The 21,646-nt window shown below is 35.3% G+C and carries 27 protein-coding genes; all 27 read left to right on the plus strand.

Annotated features, from left to right (window positions below; all coding sequences use genetic code 11):
* Positions 1-341: 341 nt before the first annotated feature.
* Positions 342-851: a hypothetical protein gene (locus HCU67_RS00560; protein WP_168550667.1), complete on the plus strand. Its 510-nt coding sequence runs from the start codon at positions 342-344 to the stop codon at positions 849-851.
* A 331-nt stretch (positions 852-1,182) separates the two neighbouring features.
* On the plus strand, positions 1,183-1,665 hold the full coding sequence (locus tag HCU67_RS00565) for a hypothetical protein (RefSeq protein ID WP_345890681.1): 483 nt from the start codon (positions 1,183-1,185) through the stop codon (positions 1,663-1,665).
* A 205-nt stretch (positions 1,666-1,870) separates the two neighbouring features.
* Positions 1,871-2,470, plus strand: a complete 600-nt coding sequence (locus HCU67_RS00570) for a toxin-antitoxin system YwqK family antitoxin (RefSeq protein WP_168550669.1) — start codon at positions 1,871-1,873, stop codon at positions 2,468-2,470.
* Positions 2,471-2,903: 433 nt separating this feature from the next.
* Complete coding sequence (locus HCU67_RS00575; RefSeq protein ID WP_168550544.1) at positions 2,904-3,671, plus strand: DUF6090 family protein; 768 nt, start codon at positions 2,904-2,906, stop codon at positions 3,669-3,671.
* Position 3,672: 1 nt separating this feature from the next.
* Positions 3,673-4,713 (plus strand): serine hydrolase domain-containing protein, encoded by a 1,041-nt coding sequence (locus HCU67_RS00580; protein ID WP_168550670.1) that lies wholly within the window; start codon positions 3,673-3,675, stop codon positions 4,711-4,713.
* 89 nt (positions 4,714-4,802) lie between these two features.
* Positions 4,803-5,546, plus strand: a complete 744-nt coding sequence (locus tag HCU67_RS00585) for a DUF6090 family protein (protein WP_168550671.1) — start codon at positions 4,803-4,805, stop codon at positions 5,544-5,546.
* Between the two features lie 106 nt (positions 5,547-5,652).
* Positions 5,653-6,420, plus strand: coding sequence for a DUF6090 family protein (locus HCU67_RS00590; RefSeq protein ID WP_168550545.1), 768 nt, complete (start codon positions 5,653-5,655; stop codon positions 6,418-6,420).
* Positions 6,421-6,469: 49 nt separating this feature from the next.
* Positions 6,470-7,210, plus strand: coding sequence for a DUF6090 family protein (locus HCU67_RS00595; protein WP_168550672.1), 741 nt, complete (start codon positions 6,470-6,472; stop codon positions 7,208-7,210).
* Between the two features lie 105 nt (positions 7,211-7,315).
* Entirely contained in the window at positions 7,316-8,596 is a 1,281-nt protein-coding gene (locus HCU67_RS00600) for a DUF6090 family protein (protein ID WP_168550673.1), read from the plus strand.
* Positions 8,597-8,762: 166 nt separating this feature from the next.
* On the plus strand, positions 8,763-9,563 hold the full coding sequence (locus tag HCU67_RS00605) for a class I SAM-dependent methyltransferase (RefSeq protein ID WP_168550674.1): 801 nt from the start codon (positions 8,763-8,765) through the stop codon (positions 9,561-9,563).
* A 3-nt stretch (positions 9,564-9,566) separates the two neighbouring features.
* Entirely contained in the window at positions 9,567-10,007 is a 441-nt protein-coding gene (locus tag HCU67_RS00610; RefSeq protein ID WP_168550675.1) for a hypothetical protein, read from the plus strand.
* Positions 10,008-10,100: 93 nt separating this feature from the next.
* Positions 10,101-10,466: a hypothetical protein gene (locus HCU67_RS00615; protein ID WP_168550676.1), complete on the plus strand. Its 366-nt coding sequence runs from the start codon at positions 10,101-10,103 to the stop codon at positions 10,464-10,466.
* Complete coding sequence (locus HCU67_RS00620) at positions 10,463-10,840, plus strand: hypothetical protein (protein ID WP_168550677.1); 378 nt, start codon at positions 10,463-10,465, stop codon at positions 10,838-10,840. The genes HCU67_RS00615 and HCU67_RS00620 overlap by 4 nt, the downstream gene beginning before the upstream one ends.
* An 80-nt stretch (positions 10,841-10,920) precedes the next feature.
* Positions 10,921-11,538, plus strand: coding sequence for a hypothetical protein (locus tag HCU67_RS00625; protein ID WP_168550678.1), 618 nt, complete (start codon positions 10,921-10,923; stop codon positions 11,536-11,538).
* A gap of 60 nt (positions 11,539-11,598) precedes the next feature.
* Entirely contained in the window at positions 11,599-12,159 is a 561-nt protein-coding gene (locus HCU67_RS00630; protein ID WP_168550679.1) for a Crp/Fnr family transcriptional regulator, read from the plus strand.
* 69 nt (positions 12,160-12,228) lie between these two features.
* Positions 12,229-13,713 carry an alpha/beta hydrolase gene (locus tag HCU67_RS00635; RefSeq protein ID WP_168550680.1) on the plus strand — a complete coding sequence of 495 codons (1,485 nt, stop codon included), beginning with the start codon at positions 12,229-12,231 and terminating at the stop codon, positions 13,711-13,713.
* Between the two features lie 143 nt (positions 13,714-13,856).
* Positions 13,857-14,741: a DUF2911 domain-containing protein gene (locus tag HCU67_RS00640; protein ID WP_168550681.1), complete on the plus strand. Its 885-nt coding sequence runs from the start codon at positions 13,857-13,859 to the stop codon at positions 14,739-14,741.
* Positions 14,742-14,867: 126 nt separating this feature from the next.
* Positions 14,868-15,356 carry a hypothetical protein gene (locus HCU67_RS00645; protein ID WP_168550682.1) on the plus strand — a complete coding sequence of 163 codons (489 nt, stop codon included), beginning with the start codon at positions 14,868-14,870 and terminating at the stop codon, positions 15,354-15,356.
* Between the two features lie 146 nt (positions 15,357-15,502).
* Positions 15,503-15,832 carry a YciI family protein gene (locus tag HCU67_RS00650; protein ID WP_246865678.1) on the plus strand — a complete coding sequence of 110 codons (330 nt, stop codon included), beginning with the start codon at positions 15,503-15,505 and terminating at the stop codon, positions 15,830-15,832.
* 107 nt (positions 15,833-15,939) lie between these two features.
* On the plus strand, positions 15,940-16,389 hold the full coding sequence (locus tag HCU67_RS00655) for a GNAT family N-acetyltransferase (RefSeq protein ID WP_168550683.1): 450 nt from the start codon (positions 15,940-15,942) through the stop codon (positions 16,387-16,389).
* Positions 16,390-16,590: 201 nt separating this feature from the next.
* The gene (locus tag HCU67_RS00660; RefSeq protein WP_168550684.1) at positions 16,591-17,031 is read left to right on the plus strand and encodes a response regulator transcription factor; all 441 of its coding nucleotides are present in this window, start codon (positions 16,591-16,593) and stop codon (positions 17,029-17,031) included.
* A gap of 383 nt (positions 17,032-17,414) precedes the next feature.
* Complete coding sequence (locus tag HCU67_RS00665; RefSeq protein ID WP_168550685.1) at positions 17,415-17,957, plus strand: GNAT family N-acetyltransferase; 543 nt, start codon at positions 17,415-17,417, stop codon at positions 17,955-17,957.
* Between the two features lie 99 nt (positions 17,958-18,056).
* A complete protein-coding gene (locus HCU67_RS00670) occupies positions 18,057-18,554 on the plus strand; it encodes a GNAT family N-acetyltransferase (protein WP_168550686.1) in 498 nt (165 codons plus the stop codon).
* A gap of 145 nt (positions 18,555-18,699) precedes the next feature.
* Positions 18,700-19,308: a Crp/Fnr family transcriptional regulator gene (locus HCU67_RS00675; RefSeq protein WP_168550687.1), complete on the plus strand. Its 609-nt coding sequence runs from the start codon at positions 18,700-18,702 to the stop codon at positions 19,306-19,308.
* A gap of 83 nt (positions 19,309-19,391) precedes the next feature.
* A complete protein-coding gene (locus tag HCU67_RS00680) occupies positions 19,392-20,399 on the plus strand; it encodes a zinc-dependent alcohol dehydrogenase family protein (RefSeq protein ID WP_168550688.1) in 1,008 nt (335 codons plus the stop codon).
* Complete coding sequence (locus HCU67_RS00685) at positions 20,396-20,710, plus strand: hypothetical protein (protein ID WP_168550689.1); 315 nt, start codon at positions 20,396-20,398, stop codon at positions 20,708-20,710. The genes HCU67_RS00680 and HCU67_RS00685 overlap by 4 nt, the downstream gene beginning before the upstream one ends.
* Positions 20,711-20,863: 153 nt before the next feature.
* Positions 20,864-21,640, plus strand: coding sequence for a DUF1295 domain-containing protein (locus tag HCU67_RS00690; protein WP_168550690.1), 777 nt, complete (start codon positions 20,864-20,866; stop codon positions 21,638-21,640).
* Positions 21,641-21,646 lie beyond the last annotated feature (6 nt).

The following is a 21,646-nucleotide window of genomic DNA, read 5'->3' on the forward strand; positions in this document are numbered from 1 at the left end:
TTTTCTTAGATTTAGATGAGTTAACTAAAACTGCACATATTTATGTGATGGTGCAGCATTCGCCTGCGGCGAACAAAATTGCTACACGGCTGCGCCGTTCCCGCCCTTTTGCAAGGCTGCCCCATCGAGAGGACTACACCAAATTGCCAGAACCGTAGGATGAGGGACCTATAACCAAACACCGCCGCAACGGCAGAAATCAACGCAGCACATCACCGGCTAAACGCAATTTGGCACGGCCACAATTGTCCTTTTTGTTTTATGTAACTTCGTTACAACACCAAAAATTACAGGGCCGCACTGCGCGTAGCCCTCTCGTTACACCACATTTGAAAAAATAAATGGCAACCCTTTTTCATTTAGTTTTTGAGATTATTAGAATTACCATCCTTTCTGCCATTTACGGACTTATAATCTGGTTCATTTTGAACAAGCTATTTGGACAAAAAAGGCTGAAAAAAGAGGTGATTATTGTGATCTTGTTTGTTGGACTTTTTGTTTGGCGATTTTCATATTGGAGAAACAATGGACTGGGAGATTTTGGTAGAGTACCAATAAATTCGCAATATGAAATAACCATGATTGACTTTTGGCTTGCCAATATCGAAGAAGATGACATTAAAAAAAATGGACAAGGTTTAACCAACGGAATGGAAAAACTATATCTGGAAAATGGATTTGTTTATGGACAATCCAATTCTAAATATTTGATTTTTGATTCATTTTCTGGCGAGCTAACAGATGGACTTTCTAAGCGGGAATTTGAACAAGAAAATGGGAATTTGGACAAATTAGTCACACCTGATAAATTTCATGGAGATTATTGGGGCTGGAAAATCTTGTTGTATTAAAAACGTGGTATAACAATGTGTATAGCTCATTGCGGTCGGAATTTCCAAAAGGAAATTCCAGCCCGATTCGCTAACTTGGGGGTACGGCGGAAAAGTCCGGTGGACGTTTTCCGCAACGAAGCCACACACGAACCGTTGTAAAACATTTGACCAAAATCAAGAAAGTATGGAAATAGACCACATATTTATATTTTCTAATAAGAGAGGAAAGGAAGCTAGTGATTTGGTTGAATTTGGATTGACGGAAGGAAGTAGTCGACTTCATCCTGGTCAAGGAACTACAAATCGAAAATTCTATTTTGACAATTTTTTCCTCGAAATTTTATGGGTTGTGAATGAGGATGAAATTCAGAGTGATTTAACTAAAAAAACAAAACTTTGGGAACGTTCTCAATTTGAGAAAAACGGAAATTCACGTTTTGGAATGTGTTTAGTAAATTCAAAATCGACAGATAGCCTTTTTGAGACTAGCAAAATTTATGAACCCGATTATTTTCCAAAAGGAATGTCAATTGACATAATTACGAATGAGCAAAACCCAGATTTACCTTGGACTTTCAGACTTCCATATCGTGGTGTAAAAAAGGAAAATAACGAACCAATTGAACACTTAAATGGAATAAAAAGTCTGACAAAGGTAGAATTTGAAACTCAAATAGGTAGGCAGAAAACAGATTTTGAAGATGCTTTCAAAAACGTTGAGAATATAGAATTTACTAAAAGTGATAGTTTAAATTTAATACTTGAATTTGACAATAGTGCTCAAGGAAAAGTAAAAGAATTTCTAGAATTGGATTTAAAAATAAGATACTAAAAAACGTTTTACAACACGGTGTATAAAACATAGCTAATAAGCGCTTAACCGAAAGGTTTGTGTATATTTAGAAAGTCCGCCAAATTTTTAATTTGGCTTTTTAAGAAAGAAAAAATAAAATATAAAAATTCGGCTCTGTGCTAATCCGAAAAGTTAGTGTCTTTTTGCACGCTACGTTTCATACACAAGTCCGTTAGCAATAATTATGAAAAACCTAATTTTAATTATCTCGATTTTACTATTCTTCTCTTGTAAAGAAGAAAAAAAAGTTAAGATTGCTGAAGGAGTTGTTGATTGCAATGATCTATTTCAAAACAATGATGGAACTTGGTTTTTGAATAATCAACCATACACAGGGACTTGCGAAAGTTATGAAAATGGTATAATTCAGTCCTATTCAGAATTTAAAAACGGACTTATCAACGGAAAAATGAAATACTTCTTTCCAAACGGACAAGTTGAGGAAGAAGTGGAATGGACAAACGGAATTGCTAATGGAACGGTAAAATATTTTTATGAAAATGGACAACTAGCCGAAGAAGGTCAAGTTAATAATGAATCAAAAGAAGGAGTTTGGAAAAGTTATTATGCAAATGGACAACTAAAAAACTTGGAAAATTGGAAAAACGGACAGATGAATGATTCTGTATTTAGTTATTTTGAGAATGGGAATATTCATTCCAAAGGCATATTCGTTGACGGAGAAGAAAATGGACGCTGGATTATGTACGACAGTATTTCAGGAGAAATCGATGGTTATCTTTTTTATGAAAATGGGAAACCAATAAAGGCTGAAAAAAAATAACTATTGCTAACAATGGCTAAAATTCATTGCGGCGGAATTTCCATTGGGAAATTCCACGCAAACAGCTAACTTAGGGGCTACGGCGGAAAAGTCCGTTGGACGTTTTCCGCAACGAAATCTTAGCCGAGACCGATGGTGCAGCATTCGCCTGCGGCGAACAAAATTGCTACACGGCTGCGCCGTTCCCGCCCTTTTGCAAGGCTGCCCCATCGAGAGGACTACACCAAATTGCCAGAACCGTAGGATGAGGGACCTATAACCAAACACCGCCGCAACGGCAGAAATCAACGCAGCACATCACCGGCTAAACGCAATTTGGCACGGCCACAATTGTCCTTTTTGTTTTATGTAACTTCGTTACAACACCAAAAATTACAGGGCCGCACTGCGCGTAGCCCTCTCGTTGTGCTTCATTATGACAAACCTCTAAACAATGATAAAATTCTTTAGAAAAATTAGACAAAACTTACTTTCAGAAGGAAAAACTGGAAAGTATTTTAAATATGCTATTGGTGAGATTTTTCTTGTTGTTATAGGAATTTTGATTGCCTTGCAAATCAACAATTGGAATGAATCTAGAAAAGCCGATATCGCATTGAAAGAGTATTTGGTAAAAATCAAATCCAATACCTTGGAAGATATTATCGAGTTAGACTCTTTAACAATAGGCAGAAGGCAAATAGCTGAGCTATGCAAACAGGCACGTACCAGTATTTTGGATAAAACAGAAGATGAAAACACTTTGCTTTTTATGTCTAGTGGTTGGGCATTTATTGACCTCTATTTTTGTCCTAGCACTGGTGGGTATGAAGCTTTAAAAAATTCAAATTACTATGGAAAAATCAACAATACGGCTTTAGATTCGCTTCTAACAAGATACCATACCATTATTGGTGAAATTGAATTAAATGAAAAGAGTTATAATGAATATGCCGAAAGTCAAGAGGCCTATCTTTCCACTCAATTTGACAGGTCGTTGGTCTTGGCATATGCATTTGTACCACCAGATTCACTTTACACTAAAGCAACTTCCCAAACCGAGTATTTTACCGATTTTAAAAATTACACTTCATTTCCCGCCTTTAGAAACGTAATTAGTTTAGCAGCTTGGCAGTTTGATACGATGATTCATAGATACAGTGAATTAAAGGACGTAGGCTTGAGTATTATTCAAGAAATAGACAAGATTATCGAAGATTAAAATGATAAGAAACAAAAAAGCCAAATGGGTTGTAAGAGCTTTATTGCTTGTCGGAACAGCAGTTTCTTTATTTTTCGTTCCTTGGATATTAGTAAAAGCTTGGATTTTACCGCTACCAGATTCCGTTCAAGAACAAGTTGATGAAGCAATAAGCCATGGTTTTGATGGTATGATCGTTTACGTAGACCAAGCAGGTAAACCACCGACATTTTACACGGGTGGTTGGAAAGATAGAGAAGCGAAAATAGCGGCCGATCCGAAATCATTGTTCAAAATTGCAAGTATTAGCAAGCTGTATACGGCTGTTGCAGCTACTAAATTGGTGAAAGAAAAGCGTTTGTCTTTTGATAAATCATTAACCGATTATCTTCCTGAACTAAACGAAAGAATAGAATATGCCGATGAGATCACCTTGAAAATGATGATTCAACACCGTTCTGGTATTCCAAATTTCACAGATAATCCAGCATTTTGGGAAAACGAAGAAGAAAACGGTAAAAATGCCTTAAACTTTGCTTTAGACTTACCGGCGAGTTTTAAACCAAACAAGGGCTATGAATATTCAAACACCAATTATTTGTTGCTACGCAAAATAATGGATGAAGTTTTAGGATATAACCATCACAATTATATCAAAGAAAAAATATTGAATCCCTTAGGGCTGAAAAACACCTACTTTTCAATAACTGAAGTGGATTTGGAAGATGTGATGAGCGGCTATTATGTAGGAATCGAAAAAGATTTCAAAGCGCGTGAATTTGGAATGCTAGCAACGGCAGCAGATGTAGGAACGTTCTTAAGAGCCTTAAATGATGGTTCTGTATTTGAAGAAGGAGAAAAAGATATATATCCTTACGAATATGATCACGGCGGTTTAGTGATTGGTTACCAGAGCTTGGCAGAGTATCACGAAGATATTGACGCCGTAGTTGTTCAGTTTATCAACACCACGGATTTTGAAGGTTATGAGTGGAATTTGTCGGAAATTATTATAAACCGAATTGTGAAAATTATAAGAACGAAAAACCAGGCGCGACAATAGCTATAAGCAAATTTGCCTTTATCGAATGGCCTTCAACAGGCGCAAGCCAACACTTCTGAAAATCCTATCTTTAGAGAAACCAACCTTTGATGATCAAATTCTTCCGCCGTATCCGGCAAAAATTGCTCTCTGAGAACAAATTCAGTAAATATCTGATTTATGCAATTGGGGAGATTGTGCTTGTTATGATTGGGATTCTACTGGCTTTACAAGTAAACAATTGGAACGAAAACAGAAAAACTCAAAATACCATAAATGAGTATTATGGCCAGTTGCTTGAAGATTTAAAAAAAGATAGCAGCTTTTCTAAAATAACTATTGAGGAATTCAAGAACAATCAACAAGCTTTTCAAAAATACTATGAGTTATATAACAAAGACAATCTTGAATTAGAAGAAGTGTATGCGTCAATAAATAGTTTAATCGTAGCAACCAAACCACTTTCGTTCAATTCAAGTACTATTGAGACCCTTCAAAATAGTGGAGATATTAAGCTCATTCCAACCACAATAAGAAATAAGTTGATTGATTTAAGACGAAATCAATTAAATACAATTAAAAGAGCAGAAGGTTTGGAAAATGGAAAATACAATATTATACAAAGAACTTCACTGATGACCGGTTCAGATGATTTACAGAAAAAATTAGAACGACATCCGGAATTAAAAAAAAGACTTGGAAAAGACCTTAAATTAGAAGAACTCATTTTATCAATAGAAGGAGGACATAACTGGAAAAATATAATGGAAAAAGAAATTATAGCCAGATTACAACAAATGGAAATTGATATAAATGAAATAACAAATCTTATTAAAGAAGAGATTAAAGAATAGCGAAAGCCCAACAATTCCTATACAAAATGGCGCGGCTCTCGCCTAGTCTTCAACAGACGCAGGCCATCACCTCTGAAAATCCTATCTTTAGAGAAACCAACCTTTGATGATAAAATTCTTTCGCCGTATTCGGCAAAAACTACTCTCTGAAAACAAATTCAGTAAATATTTGATTTATGCCCTAGGAGAAATTGTCCTTGTGGTCATTGGAATTTTGATAGCCCTCCAGATTAATAACTGGAATCTTACCCAACAAGATAGAAATACTGAGAAACAGAACCTTCTAGCACTTCAAGAAGAATTTTCAAAAAACAAAGCTACCCTTCAAGAAATTATCGAACTGAATAATGAGAATATTTCTAGTGCGGAAAAGATGATACAGTCTTTTAGTAAGTCAACAAAAGACACTATCACCGAGTTATCCATAGCGAATTATACTAGTGAAACCTTCGGAATCGAAATAAATTTTGAACCTGAAACAGGCGTTCTTACTGAAATCATAAGCTCTGGTCAATTAAAACTTATCCAAAACAAAAGGTTGAAACATAAATTGGCGGGATTACAAAGCAAGATTGATGAGATAAAACAACAAGAAAACGAAGTTATCGATTACCGACTGATGGCTATTAAACAAATGATCAATGAAGCAAATATGGAAAGGGTTTATACCCACATAGGGTTCAGAAAAACTTATGTAAATACTGACTTCGATAATACCGGCATTAAATCAATGCTTAACTCTATGCCTTTTTTAAATCTGATTGTTTTGTATCAGTCTAGCTCAATCATAACTAATGAGAGTTTTTATGATCCGTTAAACCAAGAAATAGACATCATCTTAGAATTGATAGCGAATCGTCTGAAAGAATTATAAATATTAATGAACGTACAACATGGGCTTCATTATAACCAACCATTAACCAATGCTAAAGTTCTTCCGTCGCATCCGGCAAAACCTACTCTCTGAAAACAAATTCAGTAAATATCTGATTTATGCAATTGGGGAGATTATACTTGTTATGATTGGAATCCTTTTGGCGTTGCAAGTAAATAATTGGAATAACAATCGTATTGAAAGAACTAAAGAAGCAAATTATATCGAAAATATAAACAGGGAGTTCAAATCAAATAGAGCGCAATTAGACTCTGCCATTTTTTATCACCAAAAAGTTCATCTCAATACCACCAAAATTTTGAATTTAGTACCAGTAGCGATTGATACCTTCAATAAAGATTCACTATCATTTTATATTTCTGAAACCTTTAACCATCATACGTTTAACCCGCAACAATCAACTATTAATTCTTTAACAAACACTTCCTCTTTTGAAGTTATTTCAAATCTTGAATTGAGAGGACTTTTACAGCAATGGGATGAGTTGGTCAAAGATTACCGTGAAGAAGAAATTGTTGCAAGAGAACACGGATTTGACAAATATGTACCCTATTTCGAAAAACATATTTCATTCTTAGCATATTCTAATAATGACAATATTTTTAATCAGGAGATTGCGGACTACAGCTTTTTAAAAAGTTTAGAATTTGCAAATGCCATAGCCCTAAAAAGGGAATTTGTAAGAGATATACTATTTGGAGCTGAATTGAAAGAAGTCAATGCAACAATTGATAGAATAATTGAACTAACATCGCCTCAAGAAAAATAAGGATAGTACAATCATGGGTTTACCAAATGGCGCCCTTATCGCCTAGCCTTAAGAGGCTTAGCCCATCACTTCTGAAAATCCTATCTTTAGGGAAACCAACCTTTGATGATAAAATTCTTCCGCCGTATCCGTCAAAAGTTACTCTCTGAAAACCGTTTCAGCAAATACCTTATTTATGCCCTTGGAGAAATTGTGTTGGTTGTTATTGGAATTTTGATAGCCTTGCAAATCAACAATTGGAATGAAAACCGTATTCAAACCAAAGAACTTGACGGTCTATTAAAAAGCATTTCTCGTGCAATTCAAACAGATGTGAAAAATCTTCATTTAATAAAAAGAGGACGTGAAAACATAGGCCAGAATGTCGATTCTATCTTTAACGGCTATATTGACAATAGACCGACTGCACTTAATTTCAATGATTATGCTTTTATCGGTAATACTTTTGGAGATTTAAATACGACCATTTATTACCAACCCAACACAAGTTCTTTTGAAGCCTTAAAAAATTCCATCTATCTCAGTAAACTTCAAGGTACCGATATTGAAATATTACTTCACACCTTCTACGCAACGGCCAACCGCATTCAAAAACATGAGGAAGAATACAATCAAATGCTGCGAAGTGATAACCAGGCGTGGACAAATAAATTTAGGAACAATGGTAGTGATCTACTTACGGGCGCCTGGAACTATAAGGAATCCCAAGAAAAATTCAATCGTTTTCTCGAAATTCTAAAAGACGAATACACCACAAAACTTCTAGCAAATGGTTTTGAAGAAGAGGGTATGACCAACATGTACAATGAATTAATTGTTCTTGGGGAAAAATTCATTGAAATGGTGAACAACCAACAAATGAATTTTGATGAGCAGACCAAAATTGATTTTAGTAGTATTCTGAATTCATATGAAGGGATCGATCAGTTAAATCTTTTGGTAAATGGAAAAGTCCCTTCCAATTTTGGATTTCTATATGCACAATCGAGCAATGAATATTACCCGGGAATCGAATTTAAAGACGACCATGTTGTTTTGATTTATCCTGAAAAAAAGTTTGCATGGGGTGCTCCATTTTTTACCATTGAGGCCTTAAACGGTCGGGTAACCGAGATGGATTTTTCAAAATACAAAAATGTGATTCTTGAAATGAAGGGCGCAAAAGGAGGTGAAGAATTAGAAATTACCATGAAAGACAAGTATGATCCGCCCGATGGATCCGAGGCAAGAGCTTCACTAACGCTAACGAATGACTGGAAAACGTATCAAGTACCTATTGCAGAATTTAAAACAGCTGACATGAGCATTATTCAGACACCACTTGCATTTGTTTTTGTAGGCGAAAAAGGAAAAACAATTCATGTGAAGTCAATTAGATTTAAATAAAAACTTAAGAACTCCAGCACAACAATGGCTATAATTCAGTTTTATCTATGAAGCAAAAACAAAATTCCTAACTTTAAAAACGGCCGGATTTCTTACTTGAAAAATCCGATGGATTTCCCAAGCAAAAATTATAGCCGAGACCGTTACCTGCGAGCTCAATAAAACAATGGAGGTTAAATATAATACCATAGGACTTGATTACAATCTGACACGAAGAGCGGACAAATATTTGACCAAACAATTACTGTATCATTTACAACCAACCAAAGATGGAAAATACTTGGATATTGGTTGTGGAACAGGAAATTATACGAATGAACTTCATAAAAATGGCTTTGATTTTATTGGAATCGATCCTTCTGAATTAATGTTGGAAAAAGCAAAACTTAAAAACAACAAAATTCATTGGAAAATTGGTTCAGCAGAGAATACAGGGCTTCCTGCAAATTTTGTGGACGGAATAATTGGCTCTTTGACTATACATCATTGGACTGATTTAACATTGGGCTTTTCAGAACTGAATAAAGTATTAAAAAAAAACGGCAGAATTGTGATTTTCACATCAACACCTGAACAAATGAAAGGTTATTGGCTCAATCATTATTTCCCAAAAATGCTTTCCGACTCAATAACTCAAATGCCGACTTTAGAAAAAGTCAAAAAAGCGATAACTGATAGTGGAATTGAATTTATTGAGACGCACAAATATTTTATAAAACCTGATTTGGAAGACCAATTTTTATATTGTGGAAAACAAAATCCTGAACTTTATTTTGACGAGCAAATTAGACACGGAATTTCTTCATTTTCATCCTTATCAAACCAAACTGAAGTAGAAAATGGATTGAGTGAGTTAAGAATAGATATTGACAGTGGAAAAATTAAAGATATAATCAATTCATATGAAAACACCTTGGGCGATTATTTATACATAATCGCGAAAAAACCAGCGGTTCAAAGCTCTTAATAAATGGAAGAAAACGTTACACTTAAGGAAGGTTTAGAGCAATTCTATAAAAAATATGATAGAAGATTGAGCCATAACAAGATCAACATTCCGATAGAGGTAAAATCATTCTTTAAATCACACGATATTGCCCACGTCCTTTTTGGATGCGACATTACATTATATGGGGAAGGTTCAGTTAAAATATGGACAATTTTCGGAACTACTTTAGGATTTTGGGACCATATAAAGGCATACAAAAAATCTAACGCTTATGAATTAGCGCAAAATTTCAGTCCAAAGCACGTTGTTTTGAATCTATTTAAGTTCTTATTCAGCATTCCGTTACTAATAATTAGAGCAAAACGTATGAATAGGCTATGGCCTTGGTCTGACTTTGACCATTATTTAGATAAACCAATATCCGAGATACGGAAAGAATTTAATATCAAAATATTGAACTGAAAACATTTTAAAACAAATCGTGGAAATAGAATATAGCCAGCAGGTAACTATGTGTATAAGTAATAACGGTTTAAGTAATAAAACGAAAGGTTTGTGAATACAAACCCTCTAATACTCATACACGAGACCGTTGTACACCATTTGACAAAATTGAAAAAGACACCAGAAGATATAATCCAGGAGTTAGAAAGAAAATTTAATTCAGATGCAAAACAGGCACTTAATTTGATTAATATCTATCGAAATAAATATGAGTATATGGATTCTGATAGAGTTACGCGATGTGTTATTCATTTGTCCAATGGAGATTTAGAAAGTTTAGAACATTATTTGGAATTGGGTAAAACAGACCCAAGAGATGTGATGCTTTGGGCAGAATATGAAAAAACGAATGGATGGAACCCAAAGCGTGTTCGTGATTTTGATAAAACTTTCGGTCAAAATAAATTTAATCAATGAGTTGGGACATTATACTTTTTAATTCAAAACAGAAAATAGAATCGGTTGCGGAATTGGATAAAGAACAACTCGTACCAATAGATTTTTCCAGTATCCTTGAAAAATCATTTGATAACATTGTCAAAGACGAAAATCACCGAGAAATAAAAGGGAAAGACTTTTCGATTGACTTCTTTACTGACGATAAGTTGGTAAGTAATAAAATGTTGAGTCTTTACGGAGAAAACGGACTATTTGAATTAATAGAATTAGCAAAGAAACAAGATTGGCAAATTTTCGATACAGGATTAGGAAGTATGATTGATTTGGAAAACCCCGAAAACAACGGCTACGAAAACCACAGAAAGTATGTAGAGCAACTAATGAAAAAATAAAAACGGTATACGACAACACCTAGAAGAAGTGCCCTTCGAGACAATGCAGATAGCCAAAATATTACCTGCAGTTATAAAAAATGGACATCAAACAGATTTCAAACAAACTAAAAGACCAATTACTAGCGGTAAAACCTTCTAGGGATTGGACAATGGAATATCGACCTTGCCAAGTAAAACTAAAAAATGGTGAAATACTTGACCGAGTTTACTTGTCAGCATCTGAACCTTACATGCGTACTTGGGGTGTAATGCCCGACCAGGACAGTGGAAAAAAATATGTTCTAATCGAAGATGTTGAAGAAATAAAAGAAAGTCCATATAGAATGCCAGTTCACTTGGCCAATAAATTGTATAAAGCTGGAGAATCAGGAATGGGATATTGTCTTTATAAAATGCAATTTGATAACGGAAAGACCATTGAGGTCTCATCAGGGAATGCCGTTGATTTCCCACCCATCCCCAATGGTCTGAAATCCGAAAATATTAAAGACGTATTCCCTCACGAAGGCTCGAGAAAGAATCCAATAAATAGTCATGACTATACTTGGTGTTTATTCAAATGGGAAATACCCGAAATTGGAAAAGAAGAAACAACAGCTAACATCGACTATACGTCAATGGCAGCTGATGTACAACCTGATAAAATGGTACCTAAATCAAATTTTTGGTCAAAGCTGAAAAGCTTATGGTCCTAATTTGCCTCGACTCATAGCCAAAACCATTATAGGCAATTGAAAATATCCGCTCAAAGAAAAATGAAAGAAATACTTCAGTCGCTATTGGAATTTTCAGATGAGAGTTATGAGCTCTTACTAAAGATTGCTACTGAAAAAGAAGTTGGAAAGAATCAACTCCTATTCCCTCCTAATAAACCAACGAACAAGATTATATTTCTAAAAAAAGGACTGCTTCGTGGTTATAAAATTATTGACGGCAAAGACTACACCCATCATTTCTATTTTGAAAACTGGTTTGCAACGGATTTTTCGAGTTATTTAAATGAAACGCCCAGTCAGATTTTCATCGAAAGCATTGAAAAAAGCAGTTACTACGAATTCAAAAAAAAAGACCTTGTTGCCCTTTACAACAAATCGCACCAGAACGAGCGATTGGCAAGAATAATTGCGGAAAAAGCTTTTCTTTCAACAGTGGAAAAGCTAGCAGATTTACAACTGCTCAACCTAAACGAGCGATACAACGCCCTAATAAACAGAAACCCAAGTCTCTTTCAAAGGGTTCCGCAAAAGTACATAGCATCGTATTTAGGTGTTTCTGAGCAGAGTTTAAGCAGAATTAAGAAACAGGCCATTTCTTAACAAATGTGAATGTCTACTTTGTAAATCGGCATTTACCTTGTGAACTAGTTCAATCCAATTAAGATTCACATGAAGCCTATTATTTCGGTCTTTCTTCTCAGCCTTTTGTTTTTGCCTTTTTCAAACCTAAAAACGGAAAAAAAGTTTAAGCCAACTTTTACAACATCCAAAAAGACCACTCATAAAATTCCCGAGGGACAAGAGTATACTTTTGGCTATTTAGAAGTACTCGAGAATAGAAATAAGCCCAATGGCAATACCATAAAATTACCTGTATACATTTTTAAAAGCCGGAGTAAAAACCCAAAACCAGACCCAATACTATATACCGTAGGCGGGCCAGGTTATACTTCGATGCGTTCCTCAAAATATATGAAGTACTACCAATACCTTGATGATCGAGACTTTATTCTTTTCGAACAAAGGGGTACGCAATACGCGGAGCCGAGCCTCGATTGCCCGGAATGGGCACAGGCGATTTATGCATCAAATCAGCCGAATTTTGATAGTACCAAAACCGATAGTCTATTTCAAAATGCCGCGAAAGAATGCAGTGAACGATTGCGTAGAAAAGGTATTGACTTGAACAGTTATACCACAAACCATATTGCTGCAGATATAAACGACTTAATGAACGTACTCGAAATTGAGGAGTATAATTTATTGACCATGTCTTACAGCACTAAAATCGGACAGGTCTTACTACGGGATTATCCAGATAAAATTAGAAGCGTTGTGATGGATTCACCACTCCCAATGGAAGTTAATTATGATGAAGAAAGTGTAAGCAACCTTTTGGCGTCTTTAGACAAATTATTTGACGATTGCGAAACCGATACGAATTGTAATGCCAGCTTCCCTAACATCAAAAGTCGATTCATCGCCTATTTAGAAGAGAAAACAAACAATCCTCTTGAGGTACAAGTGGAAAACCCAGAAAATGGAAAACTGGAAACCTTTTATTTGAAAGGTGAAGATTTGATTTCAGTCTTTAGCAATGCCAGTACAGGTGATGTCCCCAATATTCCGTTTGAGATCAACAAACTATTGAACAACGACTTAACATCGGTTAAGGAACAACTGTCTTATCTTTTTCAATCCCCTGGAAAAGGCATAGGAACTGGAATGCGTTTATCGGTTTGGTGCGCAGAAGAAACACCATTCAATTCCCAGGAAAAAATCATGCTCGAAACAAACAGATATCCTGAAGTTAAAGGGTTATCCCCTGCGGTTTTTGATAAAGAAGTTTGTGCGATTTGGGGCGTTAAAAACGTCTCTGAAATTGAGAATATGGCGGTTAAAAGCGATGTACCTGTTCTTTTGATAAGTGGAGAATATGATGAATCAACTCCCGTTAGATGGGCCGAAGCAATGACCAAAAATCTAACAAATTCCTACCATTTGATTTTTAATGGCTGGAAACACGGCCCAACAACCAATTGGGGTAACCCCTGTGCTATGCAAGCTGCAAACGATTTCTTTAATAATCCGACTGCAGAACCAAAACCAGCCTGTTTTGCACAAATTAGAAGACCTGAGTTTAAAACGGAGTAAATACCTGCTTACAATAAGGCTATAATTCAATGTCTAACGCTTGACCAATTTTTCCTAACTTCCATTAACTAATAAATAGTTGATGCTGGCCAAAGAGTTATGACCCAAAGCATTTTTCAATAATTGATAAACCCCAAATACGAATGAAGCTTAAATCAATTTTAATCATATCCTTAATCATCACATTTCAGGATTTTGCCTTTTCACAGCAATCGTATCCTTCACTTAGTCCAAAGGGAATAATTGAACAGGGTGTTGGAAACACAAATCTGAAAATTGAATATGAGAGACCTTCGGCCAGAAATCGTAAAGTATTTGGCGAACTGGTTCCATGGAATGAGGTTTGGAGAACCGGAGCGGGGTATTGCACAAAAATTAGCTTTGATAAAAATGTAGCAATTGGTAAACAAGCAATCGAAGCTGGTACCTATTCCCTACTTACAATACCCAACAAAGAAGAATGGATTGTAATCCTCAACACAGATACATCTTTGTATGGAGCGTACGATTATAATCCAGATAAGGATGTTGCACGATTTGTGGTGTACCCACAACATAGCAATCGTTATTACGAGACCCTGACAATTGATGTTGACCTAATTCCCAATAATGCGATGATATATGTTTCATGGGAAAACACTTCAATTGCATTTGCATTCGAAACATCTACCGATGCGGAAATTGAAGACTATATCAATGGGCAATTATTGACCGGAAACATAAAAGATTACGATGAAATGTCCAATGCAATAGACTACCTATATTTTCAAAGTAAAGATTTTAAGAAACTGGAATGGTTAGCTAAAGAATCAATAAAACTAAACAAAAGCGAGTTTGCCTATCGACTGTTGATGGAAACCTATGAAAGGCAACATTACTATACGAAGGCTATAGAAGCTGCAAAGAAAGCCATTGAAACAAGAAAGGAAAAAGCGGAAGACAACGATAAATATCTTGCCAGGGACATCAAGCTATGGGAAAAGCATTTGGAAAGAATACGAACTAAGGCAAACAAGAAAAGCAGCTAAGAAGGTTTACAATTAACTGGGATTGGAATTTCAATACTTCGACTAAGCTCAGCCATTTGAAAAGTCCGCAATGAATCATAGCAAAGACTTTTGTTAAAAATCCAAAAAATTAGAACCAAACCCAAAATGGGAAAGAACTCAATCATATCAAAGACATCAAGAACGGTAACTGAAAGTTCTGAACAGATTCTGACACAACTCAAGAATGGACTCTCTAAAATTGGAGATATTGGGTCTAATACGAAAAATAAATTCATTGATTATGTCAAAGAAGTATTTGAGGTCTTGCCATTGATTGAAAATGCAGGTTTTAAAACCAATAGATTAATCGTTGGAATATCAGTACCGCCATCAATAGAAATTCACTTTAGCAGATTTAAAGAATTAAGTCAAGATGAAACCGATAAATTACTTGAACTATATTCTGACAAAAAAATGTTCAAATTGATTTTTAAGGCATTGAAAATGTCAAATGAGTTTCAGGGAAAATTATCTTCAGAAACATTGGTCTTTAGTGAAACCTGTATTGAAATTTCAATTCCACCGAAAGTCAGTATAAAATATCTAAATAAAGACATATCCAATCTGACTAAAATTGAAACTGAGTTTGAATAAAAACCTTGCACAACAATGGCTTTAACATGCCTAAAGCTTAGGAAAACGAAACTTGTAAGCTCTTTTTATCCAAATCCATCAATGGGAAAAATAACTATCAATCTTGAAAAACAAGATAATTATGAAATCCAAAATCTTTGACTGTAATGCCCAATCAGAACGATATTCATATAAAAACAAGTAGCCCTATGTTCATTGTAAACCTAACCTATAAAACCCAACTTGAAAAAATTGACCAATTCCTGAATGCACATATTGAATTCTTAAATGAACAATATGAATCTGGAAATTTTCTTGCGTCGGGGCGGAAAATCCCGAGAACGGGTGGGATAATTCTATCGAACGTTGCCTCTAAGTCTGAATTGGAAAAAATTATTAAAAAAGACCCTTTCAAGAAAAACGAATTAGCTCATTATGAGGTAATTGAATTCGTGCCCAGTAAAACTTGTGACGAATTAAAATTTTTGATGGCTTAAAACCAAAAGGGCTTTAAACAGTATATTTTTACAGAATAGCAACCCACATTACTAGGTAGTTGACGGTTAAACCCTACTGCTACCGACAATTCTGATTAAATCTTTCAATGCAAACATTTTCACTACAAAAAGACGAGTTCCTCATTTCTACAGATAAGTCAAAACTGGACATTAATGCTATTCATGACTTTTTATCCACTAAGGCCTATTGGTGTTTGAATATTCCAAAAGAAAAAGTTGCAATGTCAATTGAAAATTCACTCTGCTTTGGTCTTTTCGAGACCCACAAACAGATTGGTTTTGCTCGAATTATCACAGATTTTTCGACCATAGCCTATTTGGGTGATGTTTATATTTTAGAGGCATATCGAGGCAAAGGCCTTTCAAAATGGTTACTAGAAACGATTATGAATTTTTCTGAACTACAAGGCCTACGACGTTGGATTCTACTCACCGGAGATGCGCATGAACTCTATCGAAAATACGGTTGGACAGACTTAGCCGATTCAAGTAAATGGATGGAATTCCATAATAAAAACGTGTATGCTTTAGATTAATGTGTTATAGGGTATTCTATTGGTTACTTAAAAAGAGTAAACCTTAAGAATCACAACTGCCAGCAAAGGTCATTAATCATTGCTGGAATCTCATTAACTTTATTATTACAACCATGGCCATTGACTGGTTTCGTAAAGGAAAATATACTCAAACCAACAACGAAATCATAGCAAAGACTTTTGGCTAACATTAGGGTAAGAATGAACATCCTCTCAAAATACCATAAGCATTTTCTGATAGCGGCCCTTGTTCTATCATCAATAGCTATTTCAATAAGGGGAAGTAATGGAGAGGTTAAATTGGTCTTACACAACTACCCGGTCATTATAACTTTATTGATAACCATTAGCCTGTTCTTGGTGGCCATTTATTTTTATCTCAGCAATAAGAAAATCACCAATCTCGTAAATCAAATTAAAGAACAGAGCGAATTAAAAAGTGATGGGGTTGATTCCAATCTTGCTGAATTGACCGAAAGACAACGAGAGGTGTACAACCTAATTCTATCGGGTAAGACCAACAAAGAAATCATGACCGAACTCTTCATAGAACAAAGCACCCTAAAGACGCACATCAACCAGATTTATAAAAAACTAAATATCAAGAACAGAAGGGAGCTTAAGTCGAGGGCAAATGACTAAAAATCATTAACAGGTACCAAAATCAACCCTTTATCAACCCATCTTTAGTTGTTGAAATTGACAACTAAAGGGATATTGCGCTCAAATTTTCACCTAAACAAATGAATATGAAAAGTAACGTGTTGTATCTCGCAATGTTCCTGTTGATACTGTGTATTCCATATAAGGGCAATGAAGAAGGTGTTTACTGGCTATGGACAAACAACATCTGGGTACCAACCTCTTTCATCATGGTTGCTGTATTATGTATAGGGCTGTACTTGTACAAGAAAGAGACAAGCCATTAGATAACCTTAAGCTATTAAGTATTAGAATTCATCGCTACTTTCTTGCTAACTTTAAATCGAGTGATACTTCGCGATTTGAAGTATAAAACATTGCAAATGAAATTAGCTTCGGAAAGACTACTATTCAACGAGATTACCTTGAACGATGCAAATGACATTCACAAACTGCATTCTTATCCTGAAGTTGATAAATACAATACGCTCGGCATGCCTAAGGATATTAATGAGACCATAGAACTTATTCAGCCGTTTATAGAAGTCCAAAATACAGCAAAAAGGAAGAGCTATTTTTGGAAGGTAGTATCAAATGAAACAAAGGAATTCATTGGTATTGCCGGCATGAATTTATCATTGAACAAATTCAAGCTAGGAGAAATTTACTATAAAATTTTACCGGATTTTTGGGGAAAGGGATACGCCACCGAAATATCAAAAACATTGATTAAATCAGGCTTCGAAAAATTTCATTTACACAAAGTGGAAGCTGGGGTAGCCACCGAAAATATAGCGTCCATAAAAGTTCTTGAAAAATCGGGTATGACCCGTGAAGGACTACGACGAAAAATACTCCCTATACGAGGAGAATGGAAAGATAATTACCACTACGCAATTGTCGAAGACGACCCGAGGGACTATTAATTAATGAACCAAAAGTATAATTTAACTCGAAAAACCATATCTTAAAATTCCTGTCAATAGTTTAATGAGACTATTATAACCAATTTTACAATTCATATTTTGGAAATAAAAATCCGAAAAGCAGAAAGATGTGATTTGAACGCTATTTTAGATATCGTGAATTACGAAATCTTAAATTCTACTGTGCTTTATGATTATGAAGAAAGAACTTATCAGCAACAATTGGAATGGTTCAAAAAAAAACAAGCTGATAAAATGCCGATAATTATAGCTGAAATTGAGAATCAAGTTGCCGGATTCGGTACTTATGGAATTTTCAGGCCTTGGGCGGCGTATCGGTTCAGTATTGAACATTCTATCTATGTCCATAAGAAATTGAGAGGAAAAGGCGTAGGAAAAGAGCTTTTGTCAAAACTCATTGAATTAGCAAAAGATAGCGGTTTTCATACTATGATTGCAGGAGTCGATGGTTCCAATGAAAAAAGCTATGAATTTCATAAAAACTTTGGATTTGAGGAAATAGGAACTTTTAAGGAGATAGGATTCAAATTTAATAAATGGCTTGACTTGAGGTTTTTGCAACTCCTTCTAAAATAAATCTGGCTAAAATTAATTGCCTGTTCTACCCCATTTCAGAAAGTCTTGGTAGCTTTTTAGTTAATTTGGAAGGTACTTTTTAAAGTAGCTACAATATCCATAACTGCTACTTTAATTTAATGTCCGAAAAAAATCACATTGCTATATGTTTAAAAACATAACGAAATCCAACATCCCTATTACCAAACTCGTCAAACATATAAATGAAGTTTTATTACTAAATGAAAAAGAAGAAAAAGTAATAAAAGAAGTTTTCACCCCAAGAAGAATAAAACGTAGGCAGTTTGTCCATCATGAAGGTGATGTTTGTAAATACGCGAATTTTGTCGTTGAAGGCTGCCTAAAAATGTATATGGTTGATGAAAATGCCAAAGAACATATTCTTCAATTTGCTATAGAAAACAGTTGGATTGGAGATTTAGGTAGTTTCCATTCTGGAGAACCAAGTAAATTGTATGTAGAAGCTCTTGAAAATTCCGTTATTCTTCAAATAACAAAAAAAAATCTTTATGATTTATATGAGGAATATCCTAAGTTCAATAAGATTTTTAGAATTATGAAGGAAAAACTTATTGTCGAATATCAAAACAGAATTCTGCAAAACATTAGTTCTACAGGTGAAGAAAGATATCTTGATTTTTTAAATCGACACCCAGATCTTTTCAACCGTATCTCAAATGTGCAAATTGCTTCCTATTTAGGTGTTACTCCAGTTTTTCTTAGCATGATTCGAAAAAAGCTGGCTAAGGCTTAAACTATTTTAACGCTATTTCTTAAAATACTTTACGGTTTCGCATTTAGTTCTTTTTGGAGTTTTGTCTAAAAAAAAGAACAACAATGAACAAAGTGGCAAGATTAATTGAATTTGCAGGTCCTGGAGCAATACGTATTACTAACGAAGAAATCCCTTTTCCCGGGTTTGGTGAGGTTTTGGTAAAGATGAAAACTGCAGGTCTAAACCATGTAGAAAAAATGATTATGTATGGCCGCTTTCCTATTAAACCAGAACTTTCTGCTCATATAGGATTCGAAGGTGCAGGAATCATAGAACATTTAGGTTTAGGGGTTAATGGTTTTCAAACTGGAGATGAAGTTTGTATCATTCCAAATATGGCATTCGACAAATATGGAGTGATTGGGAATTACATTGTTGTACCTAGCACTTCTTTGGTTAAAAAACCATCTCTAATCAATTGGCAAGAAGCATCCGCTATTTGGATGGGATTTGGCACCGCATATCAAGGCTTAGTTAATGCTGGAGGTTTGCAAAAAAATGCAGACCAAACCGTTCTTATTTCTGCTGCCAGCTCTTCCGTTGGGTTTCCTGCAATACAAATTGCTAAGTTACACGGAGCCCAAGTAATTGCAACAAGTAGAACACTAGAAAAAGCGGAAAGCTTGAAAGAAATGGGTGCTGATTATGTGGTTGCCACTTCTGATGAAAAATGGACAGACCAAATTGCTGATATAACATCAGGGAAAGGATTCGATATCGCATTTGACCCAATAACGGGACCTTTTACAACCCAATTGGCGGATGCATCAGGTTTCGGAGCCATTATTGTCTCTTATGGAACTTTATCAATGAGCGAAACCTCTTTGCCACTTTTTCCGATGCTTATGAAAGCGTTGAAATTCACTGGCATCGATAGCGGCCATCACCTATTGGGAAATCCAGACCGATTTCAAATCGCAAGACGACATATTGTCAAGCATCTTGAAAATGGAAATTACAAACTGAAAATCGACTCTACTTTTCCATTTACAAAGGTGAAACAAGCCTATCAACGATTAGAGAGTGGTAATCAAATCGGCAAAATCATCATTAACATTGAACAAGAATGATTTATAGAGTGAGTGCAAAATTCAATTTTGACAAGACTTTAGAATATCTGCAAAAACTAATTGACGGAAGTATTGAAAAACAAAGGCCTGATGGCCCAGAAATTATTCGAGCAATGTACAGCGCAACCATAGATGAAAATGGTATTGTTAACTGGACTGAAAAGTGCTTCTGTCCAACCCCTTTAAAACATGAACGTGAAACAGTGTATGATTTTTATTTTACAGAACTGAATACAATACCTACCCCGAAACATGAGATAACTGCAGGTGTTTCGTTTATTTGTAAACTTCATTCCTTAAGTGCGAATTAAAGACCATAATCACAGAAGTTTATAATGATTGAATTGAATATTTGGGATGTAATGCAATTTGCTATCTTTCGGTAAATGTTTAGAATGGTCGTTAATATGTTCAAATAATAGCACTTAAAACGACCTTACTTTAATTTGACCAACCCGCAAAAGATGTTAACCCTATTTTCGCAAGCCACCTTAATTATTTTAGTTCTTGTAACACTGCTATGGCTATGGAGTGTTGTTATAAAAAATGTAAGCATCGTTGATATTTTTTGGGGTCTTGGCTTTGTGGTGGTCAATACCTATTACGTTTTTATGTCAGGTGAACTGAATACCAGAAAACTGCTGATTTTGCTCTTGGTGGGCGTTTGGGGCCTTCGGCTCGCCCTTTATCTCGCTTGGAGAAATATTGGTAAAGGGGAAGATTTTAGATATCAAGAATTCCGAAAAAAATACGGCCCTGAGCGCTATTGGTGGTTCAGTTTTTTTCAGACCTTTTTGTTACAGGGTGTTCTAATCATGATTATTTCGTTGCCCCTTTTAGGCATCAGTGCCAGTGAAAGTGATGGTACCCTCAACCTATTGGACTATGTGGGAATTGTGGTTTGGCTTATTGGATTTACTTTTGAAGCTGGGGGCGATTTTCAATTGGCCCGCTTTAAAGGGGATGAAAAAAACAAAGGAAAGGTCTTGAACACTGGTTTTTGGAAATATACCCGCCACCCCAACTATTTTGGTGATGCTGCAGTCTGGTGGGCCTATGCATTAATAAGTATGGCAGCTGGTGGTTACTGGCAGATTATAGGTTCAATTATTATGACCTTGCTGATCATCAAGGTTTCTGGGGTAAGCCTACTTGAAAAGACCTTAAAAGAGACAAAACCGCAATATCGAGAGTATATTCAGAAGACCAATGCCTTCATTCCTTGGTTCCCTAAAGAGTAATTGTTG

Source organism: Croceivirga thetidis (assembly GCF_012272815.1).
Classification (GTDB): Bacteria; Bacteroidota; Bacteroidia; order Flavobacteriales; family Flavobacteriaceae; genus Croceivirga; species Croceivirga thetidis.